The sequence below is a fragment of the Roseivirga misakiensis genome (assembly GCF_001747105.1).
GTDB classification, from domain to species: Bacteria; Bacteroidota; Bacteroidia; order Cytophagales; family Cyclobacteriaceae; genus Roseivirga; species Roseivirga misakiensis.
Genome location: NZ_MDGQ01000003.1, coordinates 209,311 through 221,284 on the forward strand (window position 1 = coordinate 209,311; position 11,974 = coordinate 221,284).

The following is an 11,974-nucleotide window of genomic DNA, read 5'->3' on the forward strand; positions in this document are numbered from 1 at the left end:
GTATAAGAACTTAAAATTAACTAGTAGTGAGCAGCTTTTCCAACTGCTCACCTAATATTACATGGAAAGTTTTACTCTTCCTATGTCTTCAATACGTTTTTCGGCCAATTTCATTGCAGCATCTTGCGTAGGAATTCCTTCTGCGTCTGCTAATGTGAAAATATTATGCGTCGTATCGTAGATTTTTTCTGTCCAAGAATAAGCCTGCTGCTTATTGTAAGCGCCTGCTAATTCTGATGATATGTTAATGATACCTCCAGCGTTAATCACAAAATCTGGAGCATAGACTAAACCTGCATCTAAGATCATTTGCCCATGACGAACTTCGTCAGCAAGCTGATTATTTGCAGCTCCAGCAATTACTTTAGCTTTTAATCTTTTAAGCGTATCGTCATTCACGGTGGCACCCATGGCGCATGGCGCATAAATATCTACGTCTAAATCATAGATCTCATCCATACTCACAACTGTAGCACCTGAGTCTTTAGATACTTTAGCCAGACGCTCTTGGTTGATATCGGTAATTGAAATTTGAGCACCTTCTTTGGCTAAATGATCTACCAAATACATACCAACTTGACCAACACCCTGGACAGATATTTTCTTACCTGCTAGGCTATCTGTTCCAAACGCTTTTTTGGCGGCAGCTTTCATACCCATGTAAACTCCATAAGCCGTAACTGGTGATGGGTCACCGCTGCCACCCATATCAACTGGAAGCCCGGTAACATGCTTAGTTTCCATGCCAATATGCTCCATGTCGCTGGTCTTCATGTTCATGTCCTCAGCGGTGATGTACCGACCACCAAGACTGTTCACAAACTTTCCGAACCTCCTTAGAAATGCTTCATTTTTTAGTTTGTGGACATCGCCAATAATTACGGCTTTACCCCCTCCTAAATTTAGACCCGAAACAGCAGCCTTATAGGTCATGCCTCGAGAAAGTCTTAAAACATCAATAACGGCTTCTTCTTCAGTAGCATAGTTCCAGAATCGCGTTCCTCCAAGCGCAGGTCCTAGAACAGTGTTATGAATGCCAATTATTGCTTTAAGACCGGTTGCTTCATCATGGCAGTATACTATCTGCTCATGCCCCATCTTAGATGCTTGCTCAAAGATGGATATGGTTCCGGTTTTTTCGGTCACATCAACTTCTTCCATTACGTTCGTATTACAGTTTACTTTATATTTGTCAAGTTCGGCTAAAATAGTCGGTTTGACAGTCCGCAAAACTAATTAATAAATCGACATATTCTAAAGAATAAAATAGGCTCGGCAACCTTTATCAGGTTGTTTATGTTAACTACAACGTGAAAGAACTCCGGCACCTTAATAAGTACTTGTTCAAGTATAAACACCTGCTCATCTTGGGTTTTATATTCTTGGTCATTTCAAACTATTTTGCCGTATGGCCAGCTAAAGTTGTGCGCTATGCCATAGACTACGTTACGGACAGTTTCGCACTCTATCGACTTTTTGAAGGAGGTACATTGGGCACCGACTTATTCGATCAACTTGAGATGGGTGTACTCGTGCTCGGTGCGCTGATGATTTTAATGGCTTTACTCCGTGGATTTTTCCTCTTTCTAGTCAGACAAACCATTATCGTTATGTCTAGAAAGATAGAGTTCGACCTCAAAAATGAGATTTTTGAACAGTATCAAAATCTACCTTTAAGTTTCTACAGGCGGAATAATACCGGTGATTTAATGAATAGAATATCGGAGGATGTAAGTCGTGTAAGAATGTATTTAGGGCCCGGTATTATGTATGGGATAAACTTGCTGGTGCTTTTTCCTTTGGTGATTTATCAAATGTTAAGGGTAAACCCTGAATTAACTTTCTATGCTTTGCTGCCATTACCTGTGCTTTCTATTAGCATCTACTTCGTGAATAATATTATTAATAAGCGATCTGAAAAGATTCAAGAAAGTTTGTCAGATCTTTCTACAGGTGTTCAAGAAGCCTTTTCTGGTATTCGAGTATTAAAAGCTTTTGTTCGTGAAGCGGATTCCACGCAGCAATTCGAAAATGCCAGTGAAACTTACAAGTACCGATCGCTTAGATTGACTTTTGTGAATGCCTTGTTCTTCCCGCTTATCATGGCCCTAATTGGCCTAAGCGTAATTCTCACAATTTATATTGGCGGCAATAAAGTGATCAATGGAGAAATCACTTACGGGAACATTGCGGAGTTTGTCATTTATGTGAACATGCTCACTTGGCCTGTGACTGCCTTGGGGTGGATCACTAGTATTAACCAACGTGCAGCAGCATCGCAAAAGAGAATTAATGAATTCTTAAAAGAAAAGAACGACATACAATCAACTGACGACCTTAAAAAAGACATTGCAGGTGATCTAATTTTCGACAATGTGAGTTTCACTTATCCAGACTCTGGAATTGAGGCGCTAAAAAATGTGTCATTTGATGTAAAAGCCGGTCAATCGATCGCTATTATCGGTACTACGGGCTCTGGGAAGAGTACTATTGCCAATTTGATGCTTAGACTTTATGATACGACTGAAGGAACTGTATCTGTTGACGACAATGATATCAAGAAGTACGATATCCCGAATTTGAGAAGTCAAATGGGCTATGTACCGCAAGACCTTTTCCTTTTCTCAGATAGCATTCGAAATAACATTGCCTTCGGTAATAGTAATATTTCGGAAGATGAAGTTTTCAAAGCGGCCAAAGATGCGGATTTGTATGATAACATAATCGATTTCCCAAAAGGCTTTGAGACAATGCTTGGTGAAAGAGGAATTACGCTTTCTGGAGGCCAAAAACAACGCACTTCCATCGCCAGAGCTATCGTACGGAACCCGAATATCCTGATTCTTGACGATGCACTTTCGGCAGTTGATACAAATACTGAAAACACCATTCTCAATAGCCTTTCTAGTCTAATGAAAGGGCGTACCACTGTTATAATTTCGCATAGAGTTTCTTCTGCCAAACTAGCCGACAAAATCATCGTTCTGGACGAGGGAAGAATTATAGAACAGGGTACGAATGAGTCTCTACTGGCCAAAGACGGCGTTTATAAGGAGCTTTACGAAAAGCAGTTGAAGCAAGAAGAATCTAGCGAAATTCAGTAGCCTGCTTTAAGGTCTAAACCTTCACACAAACTCTATAAGATTGTATAACCCTGCTGGTTACTTGGCTATCATATCTATGATCAAAAGGTTGGCAGAAACGTATTGTTCTACCGTGAAGTCTTGAAGCTTCAAATTCAGTTCTTCGGCTTTCTGATAAAGGGTTTCTTCAATTTTATGAGGACTTGGCATTACAGAATTGTGCGCTTCGATAGTCGCTCTCATGGCCATTCTTGCCGGAATAGTTATGCGCTCGTAGTTTTCTGGAACTTTGGACGTTCCACCATTTAATTTTATGCCTATGAAAAGCTTTTGCTCATCTTTTTCCAATGTAGTGTCATTGTAATGAACCAATGCCAATGTTCCAGAAATGGTACCGTTCTCAATGTATGCTTTAGCCTCAAAATAGGCCTCCTCAATAGCTTTATCTTTCGCCTTACCTTCAAAAGGAATTCCAACAAGGTTGTAATCAGAAATATTTTCTAGAGAGTACTCAACAGAATTTAGGCCGCCGAGGTATAAATAAACTGCTGTTATTATCGCAATCGTGGTGACTCCAAGTATAGTGACTAATTTCTTACTCATGTAACTACTTCTTTGTATTGCATTTGATAAAGGTTGGCATAAAACCCATTATGATCAATAAGTTCTTGATGACTACCAATTTCCTTCACTTCACCTTTGTCTAAAACTATGATTTTATCAGCACCCTGAATGGTAGAAAGTCTATGTGCTATTACTATGGCAGTCCTCCCTTTCATAAGCACTTCTATAGCACTTTGTATTAATTCTTCCGTTTCCGTATCCACTGATGACGTAGCTTCATCTAGAACTATGATCTTTGGGTCATAAACCATGGCCCTTACAAAAGAAATCAACTGACGCTGGCCAACTGACAAAGTGGAGCCTCTTTCCATCACGTTGTAGTCATATCCGCCAGGCAGTCTTTCGATCAACTTATCCACGCCAACCAACTTGGCTGCCTCTCGCATTTTTTCATCTGGAATATCAGGGTTGCCAAGCGTAATATTTTGGCGAATGGTATCGGAAAATAAGAATACATCCTGCTGAACAACCCCAATATGGCTTCTCAATGCTCCCAGGTCAAACTCAGCTAGATTTCGATCATCGATTTCAATATCACCCTTATTAATTTCGTAAAACCGAGACAAGAGATTAATTACCGATGACTTCCCTGCGCCAGTAGCCCCTACCAAAGCGATCGTTTCTCCTTCTTTTACCTCAAACGAAATGTCTTTTAAGACGTAATCCTCATCGTTGTAGGCAAACCAAACATTCTTAAACGAGACTTTTCCTCGAATTTCTTTTGGTTCATAAGTGCCTTGGTCAGCTATATTTTCTTTACTATCCAGAAGATCGAAGATCCGATTAGAACTTACTATACCCATTTGAAGCGTATTAAACCGATCGGCAATCATTCGGATGGGTCTAAAGAACATCTGAATGTAAATGATAAAGGCAATGATCACGCCTGGCCCTGTGTTTATACTCACCAAAATACCCCTAGCCCCATACCAAACTGCCATCCCTATCGCGACGGCTTGTATGATTTCAGCCACCGGAAAATAGATCGAATAGTAAAGTACTGACTTGATATGTGCCTTTTTGTGCTCTTCGTTGATCTCTTTGAATTTCTCCATTTCTCGCTTTTCGGCGTTAAAAATCTGGACGATATTCATTCCTGTTACATGTTCCTGAACATAGGAATTAAGATTGGAAACGGCATTACGGACTTGATTGAAAGTAACTTTTATTTTTTCCTTGAAAATATATGTGCTGAAAATTAAGAGCGGTAAGGACGATAAACTAACCAGTGTTAGCCTCCAATCTGTCACAAACATCACGATCATTAACACAACCAGTTGAAGTAAATCTCCAATAAGCGCGGCAATTCCCTCACTGAACACATTGGAGAGCGTCTCGATATCCGAAACATTCCTGGTAACCAGTCGGCCAATAGGAGTTTTATCGAAAAATTTGAGTTTAAGCTTGAGCAGGTGCTCATAGAGTTTTACGCGAACATCTTTGATTATTACCTGACCAACCCACCCCGACAAATAGGTATGGGAGTATTGTACAATTGCGGAGAGGACGAGGTGCACGATCAGAATGGTGGTCATAAAAACTAGACCATCATAGTCTCCCTCTGGCACATAATTATCAATGGCTCTTCGGACAAGTTCAGGGCGAATAGGTGCCAAAAGGGCCATGAATATGGTCAAGAACACCAAAAGGTAAAACTGTTTCTTGTATGGCTCAGCAAACCGAAACAGTCTTCTCAACACCTGAAAATCGATCAGGTTACCACTTTTTACTTTTTCTTTCTCTTGTTCCAATTGCTAGAGATAAATGTCTTTGGGGTAATTAACCGCCGTTAAAAATAGCCCATGAGGTGGCACCGCTCGGCCTGCCTTTTGCCTGTCCTTTGATTTAATGACTTGGACAAAGTCTTCAACCGAAAGTTTATTTTCCCCTACTAGTAGCAAGGTTCCGACCAAAGCCCTGACCATACCACGTAAAAACCTGTTTGCCCTTACGTGAAAAACCAACTGATCGTTTTCTATAAACCAGTTTGCATGGCTGATGTTGCAAATAAAGTTATTCACTTCGGTTTTTACCTTACTAAAACTCTCAAAGTCCTGCTCACCAACTAACTTCTCTGCTGCCAAATTCATTAAACCCAAATCTAGCGCTTGGCTAAAGTAATAACTATCTGAAATCAGGAAAGGTGATTTCTTTGTGTGAATAAAATAGTGATACCCCCTTTCAACCGCATCGAATCTAGTATGTGCATCTCCCTCCACAGGTCGGCAAGCATTGATGGCTATATCGTTTGGAAGAATACTGTTCAGTTTATACACCAATTCTTCTGACACTAATGGTTTATCATAGTCAAAATGTGCAACCTGCACTTTTGCATGCACCCCAGTATCTGTTCTTCCACTACCCATTATGCTAATCTCCTCTCTTAAAATGGTGGAAAGACCATTTTGTATCTCAGCTTGAATAGTATGCGCATTGGGTTGAATCTGCCAACCATGGTAGCGAGTACCTTTATAACTGAGATGAAGAAAGTAGCGGGCCAAATCTAAATTTTCTAGTGGCTTAACATTTTTCAAAGACTATTGCCGCACCTTGACCTACTCCTATGCACATCGTCGCTAAACCGTACTTGGCATTGGGCTGCTTTTTCATTTCGTGGAGTAGTGTTGCTGTAATCCTCGTGCCACTAGCACCAAGTGGATGGCCTATGGCGATTGAGCCTCCATTTACGTTTACTTTGGCAGGATCTAACTCTAGTTCTTGCATGCAAGGAATAGCTTGTGCCGCGAAAGCTTCGTTAAGTTCAACTAGATCTAAATCACTAGCCTTCAACCCTGCTCTTTTTAGCGCCTTTCTTGAAGCTGGAATAGGACCGACACCCATTATATCTGGTGAAACACCAGCAATGGCCATTGATTTCACCTGCGCCATTGGTGTTAGGTTGTATTTCTTTAAAGTATTCTCATTAACGATGAGACAAGCTGCAGCTCCATCATTAATTCCAGAGGAATTACCTGCCGTGACACTTCCATCTTTCTTAAATGCTGGCTTCAAACTCGCTAATTTTTCGATTGAGGATAGCCTTGGGTGTTCATCTTTATCAAAATGAATTGGATCGGCTCTTCGTTGCGGTACAGCTATCGGAACGATCTCTTCTTTGAACTTACCTGCATCGTGTGCCGCTTGATACTTCAACTGCGTATGATGGGCAAATTCATCTTGTGCTTCACGGCTAACTTTCCATCGTTCTGAAACATTCTCTGCCGTTTCACCCATTCCGTAAGGGTAGTGAAGCTCCGATAATTTTGGATTTGGAAACCTCCATCCAATAGTCGTATCATAAATGTCAGTTGCTCTGCTAAATGCCGTCTCAGATTTAGCCATGACAAAGGGTGCTCTTGTCATACTTTCTGTTCCTCCGGCAATATATGCATCTCCATCGCCCACCATTAGTCCTCTACTGGCATCCATAATAGACTGAAGCCCAGAAGCGCAAAGTCTGTTGACAGTAATTCCACCAACTTCTAAAGGCATACCTGCCAATAAAGCCGCCATTCTAGCGACATTTCGGTTATCTTCTCCGGCCTGATTAGCTGCGCCAAAGATCACATCTTCTACCAACGCAGGATCGAAAGATGCATTTCTAGCTAAGAGCGATTTGATAACGTGAGCAGCTAAATCATCGGGTCTTACCGAGGCAAGAGTTCCTCCAAACTTTCCTATTGGTGTTCTTACAATATCAACGATATAAGCAGATTCCATGGCTATAATTTACGGTGTGAGCTTTAGAAGCTACGAAGTAAAGAATTTTGGTTTAGCATTGAAAATTCCAAAGCAAAACGTAATTCTAAAATCCGAACGCTTAAATTTGTCGATCAAATAACAAAACAATGATCCAAAGAATTCAAACTGTCCTTTTATTGTGTGTCGCTGTTTGTATGGGAATGGTACTCGCCTATTTTATTTGGGCAGAAGTAAACGAAAGCAACAACACGGTTTCAGTGATGACGGCTTTTAAAATGGAAGTTATTGATACAGCTGGAACTTTATCCGATAAGTCTGACGACACCGTCGTTTCTACTACCTCTACCTGGTACATTGGTGTTTTAGCAATTGCGGCTTCTTTGGTAGCCATATTTTCTGTTTTTCAGTTTAAAAACAGACTGAACCAAATGAAACTAGGTGCATTAAATGCATTATTAATGGCTGCTACTCTTGGTCTGAGTTTTTATAATATCTCTGAGTTTGAAAAAATCAGTCCTGAAATACAAGGGAGCATTCAAGCGGGCTTTTTCTTTCCAGCAGCAGCCATGATTTTAAACATTCTGGCCAATAGGTTCATCCGTAAAGATGAAAAACTGGTCAAATCTGTTGATAGAATTCGTTAGCGATTTATTTTCCTGTTGGTATTCTATAGCCGATCGTTAGTCTAAAGTCTAGCACCTGATCTCGATTTATTCTTACGTCTCGAAAGGGCTGAAAATGAGGATTAATTCCTATGGCAGCGTCAACAAAAAAGGACTTAAGAAAAGTCTTTCTATATCCGTAGTAGACGCCAATCATTGGTAATGCTTCAAATGTTCTGTCGGAAGCTGTAAATGACAATTGCTCTCTAGTGGATGCAAAAGTTAGGAGGTTATTTACTCTTGCTCCAAAATAATGTCCTTCGTAAACTCCTTCTTTCAAGAAGTATTTCATGTCTAAACTCAATGACATTTTTATGTTATGTGCATCTCTCACATTGGCTTCTCCCTCTGTAGTTACGTCAATGATGGTGTTGCTGATATTCTTACCGAAGGAGTAAAATCCTTCAACCCCTAGTACAATTCGATCATTAATCGGTTTGTTATACCAAATGGACATACCGCCGAATAATTCATTTTTCTGAGCAGCAGCTAGTGGGTTGATGGTAATATCAATTGAAGCTGATTTCTTATCTGTCTCTTGTCCAAAAAGAAATATTGATGCTGTAAAAAACATCGTTAGGATGTAAAGTGTCTTTTTCATGGTGTTTTTTGTTGCAAGCAAATGAAACCATTTCTAAATAACCGTTAAGCCTAGTTAATAGATGTTTAAAGCGGTTAATATCTGTTAATGTAGCGCAGATCTTATTTTCAGATTGGCCAGAATTCTCGCCTCCTTTTGCATGAGTTCGTCCAATTTGGAATAGACAAGGTCTTCATCGAAATAATTCAGCGCCAGTTTCACATAGATATTACCGTGCTTAGCCTCAGACACCCATAGTTCTTTGTAAAATTTCTTTAGCACAGGGTCATCAATATTCTCTGCGACTAACTTAAACCTTTCGCAACCCCGGCACTCAATTACGGAGCCTAATAGCAACCGAATTAAGAAACGTGAATCCGATGAGCCTCCTTTTGCCTCGTTCATCAACTGGTGTATATATAAATCTGGTTCCATTTTAGCTGGCAGCGGCACGTTCTTCTGTTTCATTACTTCATATACCTGTTGAAAATGTTCGAGCTCCTCAAGCGCCGTTTCGATCATATCTGGGATAATTAAATCCCGATCTGGATATTTTGCTATCAAACTCATTGCCATGGCAGAAGCCTTACGCTCACAATCGGCATGATCTTGTAAAAATGAAGGGAAATCGGCCATTACAGCATCTATCCAATCTTGCGAAGACGCAGTCAATACTTCTACAGAATACTTCATGAAATTTGCTTTAAACTTGGCCCTAAGTTATTGAAACGAAAGAATATTCAAGGAGTGCCAAGGAATGTTTAACAACAAAAGTACATCTACGCCTTTCGTTATACCGCAAGGAGTTATTGTTTCGAACTCAGCCTGGTCAAAACGGTAAGTAATCAAGAAAACGACAGCAGGGCATCCTATTAACTTTATGAGATAGATTAACATCTACACATTTAAGACCATTGTTTAGGTTTTTTGATACCCCGATGATTAGGTTTGCTCTGTGCCAATTCCTCAAAAGTATATCGAGAACTACTTTAAGAGGTTCGCTGAAAAAGAACCTTTAATTCAGGAACCGATTGACCCAAAATGCGAGATGATTATTGTGATTCCATGTCACAATGAACCGAACCTACTCGGCACATTAGAATCCTTAGTCGCTTGTGATTTGCCTGACGTTTCTGTCGAAGTGTTAGTCGTTTTAAATCAAAAATCTGAAGTGGGAAATGAAGCGGAAAATAAACAGAACCGTAAGACCCTTTCAGAATTCAATCAATGGTCGAAAAACCACCTAAATAGCACCTTAAAATTTCACCTCATCGAAGCTCTTTCTATGCCAGCCAAACACGCTGGAGTAGGACTTGCCAGAAAAATTGGCATGGATGAAGCCCTCAGAAGGTTTATATCTATTCATCGAGATGGTACAATTGTATGTTTGGATGCCGACTGCACTGTTTCCAAGAGTTATCTAAAGTCCATTGATCAAAAATTTACAGCTTCCGATGCAGGACTGGGTGAGGTGTCATACGAACACCTCTTTGAAAGAGAGTCGGACTTATCTCTAAAAACTGGCATCCTTTATTACGAGCTATTTCTAAGGTATTATGTGGAAGGGTTGAAATATGCTGGCTTCCCTTATGCTATTCAAACCATCGGTTCATGTATGCTTGTAAAAGCATCTGTTTATGCCAAACATGGTGGAATGAACAAGCGGAAAGCAGGGGAAGATTTCTACTTTTTGCACAAGATTATTCCACATGAAAAATTTACCGAGGTTAACCTTGGGAAGGTATATCCATCTTGTAGAACGTCAGATAGGGTACCATTTGGTACAGGCAAAGCACAACAGGATTGGTTGGATCAATCGGAATCTATTTATCTTGCTTATGACCCGAAAATTTTCTCAGAACTGAAGGATCTTTTTCGTACAGTCGATGACTTTTATCAGGATGAAGTTATTGAAGTATTAGAACGCCTATCTCCTATTTCTAAAGCCTTTATGGTGGAGTTCTCTTTCCAAGAAAAATTGGAGTTGATCAAGGTAAACTGTAAATCAAACGATCAATTTAGAAAACAGTTCTTTATTTGGTTCGATGGTTTCCTTTGCATGAAGTACGTACATTTTGTGAGGGATAACTTCCATCCAAACATACCCATCATCAAAGCTATGGATCATGCTGATTTCGATTGGGATTCTCGAACAAGAGAACTTTTAAGGGCTGTTGGAGATCTCTAAACACTATCGATTAAAGAAATCAAATCAAGGACATAGAGTTCATCCTTTTGTTCAGGGTGAAAAAAGATGATTCTATTGTCAGGCGTGATGGTGTAAACTTGCATCCATTCTTCAATTTTGAGAGCCAGAATTGGATTACCGTCCCAATCAAATATATAAGACTTACGCTCTGTCAAAGGCACACTTCTCAAATTACCTGTATTGGTCGGAGGATCCACTTTTTCAAAAGATTTCTCTTGATAGATACTAATTATAAAATCATCATTCGCCTCCAAGCTCTGGAAGTAACTATAATAACCCAAACCACGCAAGCCCATTTTGTAAGGACCAATTTCAATTGGTTTTTGTTGATTTTCAGGCAATACTTCAACAACTTTTGATGTTCCAGTTATTAGGTTCTCTATCTTGAGAAAGGGGAAACGAGTATAGGCAGATACTACTTTACCTTTATCTGGCTTCGACGCTGTTCTGCTTTGATAAAGATCAGAATAGGCCGTCCTTGGAACTTCAGGTTCTAGGTCAAGGAAATCCCCAAAACTAGAAGTATCGCCGTTTATCGTAAATGTTGAATACTCATTATGAGTAAAACCTACCACTCCACCGAAAGTGGAATCATTTATCATGAATATATCGTTAATTGGACGATAAAATCCAGGAATTTTCTTCTCGACCTTTACTTCAACCTGAAGTCCATTTGGTCCCATTGTAACTCCATAGCGCCTTACAAACTCTGAAGAGCTTGCCACAATATCATTACCTATTCTGTTAAAATTTGCCCCATTTACTCGATTGAACTCACCCGGGCCTTCTCCCTTTTTACCAAAGCCGCCTAAGTATTTACCAGAATAATCAAAAGCTTTAATAATCGGGGTCGAATTATTACTTGTTGAAAACAATATATCGGAAGTCGAAACAAAGCCAGCTGTACTCAAAATATTTTCCGTCAATAATAAAGTATCCAAGAGTCCCAGAACCTCTATTGTTGTATCAAATGGAGAAGTAGTTGGTTGAATAACTTTCGACTCCTTTTTGCAGGCACAAACTGAAATGATCAAAAGGAGGAGCAAATACTCAATAATTTTTTTCATAGGATTGATTATTTAAGTAAATGCCATCGATTTTAAGTTGATTATCG

11 protein-coding genes are annotated in these 11,974 nt (G+C 39.8%); 3 read left to right on the plus strand and 8 right to left on the minus strand.

From position 1 onward, the window contains the following. Positions 1-57 precede the first annotated feature (57 nt). The gene (locus BFP71_RS01230; RefSeq protein ID WP_069833638.1) at positions 58-1,161 is read right to left on the minus strand and encodes a Glu/Leu/Phe/Val dehydrogenase dimerization domain-containing protein; all 1,104 of its coding nucleotides are present in this window, start codon (positions 1,159-1,161) and stop codon (positions 58-60) included. Between the two features lie 149 nt (positions 1,162-1,310). Between BFP71_RS01230 and BFP71_RS01235 the strand changes: the two genes are divergently transcribed. Then, positions 1,311-3,104 carry an ABC transporter ATP-binding protein gene (locus BFP71_RS01235; RefSeq protein WP_069833639.1) on the plus strand — a complete coding sequence of 598 codons (1,794 nt, stop codon included), beginning with the start codon at positions 1,311-1,313 and terminating at the stop codon, positions 3,102-3,104. Positions 3,105-3,161: 57 nt separating this feature from the next. Here the strand turns inward: BFP71_RS01235 and BFP71_RS01240 are convergent, their stop codons facing one another. Genes BFP71_RS01240 through BFP71_RS01255 form a run of 4 tightly spaced genes read right to left on the minus strand, consistent with a single transcriptional unit; the run spans position 3,162 to position 7,427 of the window. Next, positions 3,162-3,686, minus strand: a complete 525-nt coding sequence (locus BFP71_RS01240) for a hypothetical protein (RefSeq protein ID WP_069833640.1) — start codon at positions 3,684-3,686, stop codon at positions 3,162-3,164. After that, a complete protein-coding gene (locus BFP71_RS01245; RefSeq protein ID WP_069833641.1) occupies positions 3,683-5,458 on the minus strand; it encodes an ABC transporter ATP-binding protein in 1,776 nt (591 codons plus the stop codon). The genes BFP71_RS01240 and BFP71_RS01245 overlap by 4 nt, the downstream gene beginning before the upstream one ends. Positions 5,459-5,461: 3 nt before the next feature. Beyond that, entirely contained in the window at positions 5,462-6,208 is a 747-nt protein-coding gene (gene truA, locus BFP71_RS01250; RefSeq protein ID WP_069834522.1) for a tRNA pseudouridine(38-40) synthase TruA, read from the minus strand. A 19-nt stretch (positions 6,209-6,227) separates the two neighbouring features. Continuing rightward, positions 6,228-7,427 carry a thiolase family protein gene (locus BFP71_RS01255; protein ID WP_069833642.1) on the minus strand — a complete coding sequence of 400 codons (1,200 nt, stop codon included), beginning with the start codon at positions 7,425-7,427 and terminating at the stop codon, positions 6,228-6,230. 128 nt (positions 7,428-7,555) lie between these two features. Between BFP71_RS01255 and BFP71_RS01260 the strand changes: the two genes are divergently transcribed. After that, the gene (locus BFP71_RS01260; RefSeq protein ID WP_069833643.1) at positions 7,556-8,053 is read left to right on the plus strand and encodes a DUF4293 domain-containing protein; all 498 of its coding nucleotides are present in this window, start codon (positions 7,556-7,558) and stop codon (positions 8,051-8,053) included. Positions 8,054-8,057: 4 nt separating this feature from the next. Here BFP71_RS01260 and BFP71_RS01265 read toward each other — a convergent pair whose 3' ends face one another. Both BFP71_RS01265 and miaE read right to left on the minus strand, forming a co-directional pair. Further along, on the minus strand, positions 8,058-8,672 hold the full coding sequence (locus BFP71_RS01265; protein WP_069833644.1) for a hypothetical protein: 615 nt from the start codon (positions 8,670-8,672) through the stop codon (positions 8,058-8,060). 84 nt (positions 8,673-8,756) lie between these two features. Next, positions 8,757-9,344: a tRNA-(ms[2]io[6]A)-hydroxylase gene (gene miaE, locus BFP71_RS01270; RefSeq protein WP_069833645.1), complete on the minus strand. Its 588-nt coding sequence runs from the start codon at positions 9,342-9,344 to the stop codon at positions 8,757-8,759. A gap of 262 nt (positions 9,345-9,606) precedes the next feature. On the opposite strand from miaE, the gene BFP71_RS01275 reads away from it, so the two are divergent. Next, the gene (locus BFP71_RS01275; RefSeq protein WP_069833646.1) at positions 9,607-10,839 is read left to right on the plus strand and encodes a glycosyltransferase; all 1,233 of its coding nucleotides are present in this window, start codon (positions 9,607-9,609) and stop codon (positions 10,837-10,839) included. Here BFP71_RS01275 and BFP71_RS01280 read toward each other — a convergent pair. Beyond that, positions 10,836-11,927 carry a TolB-like 6-bladed beta-propeller domain-containing protein gene (locus BFP71_RS01280; RefSeq protein ID WP_069833647.1) on the minus strand — a complete coding sequence of 364 codons (1,092 nt, stop codon included), beginning with the start codon at positions 11,925-11,927 and terminating at the stop codon, positions 10,836-10,838. The two genes, BFP71_RS01275 and BFP71_RS01280, sit on opposite strands and share 4 nt — an antisense overlap. Between the last annotated feature and the right edge of the window lie 47 nt (positions 11,928-11,974).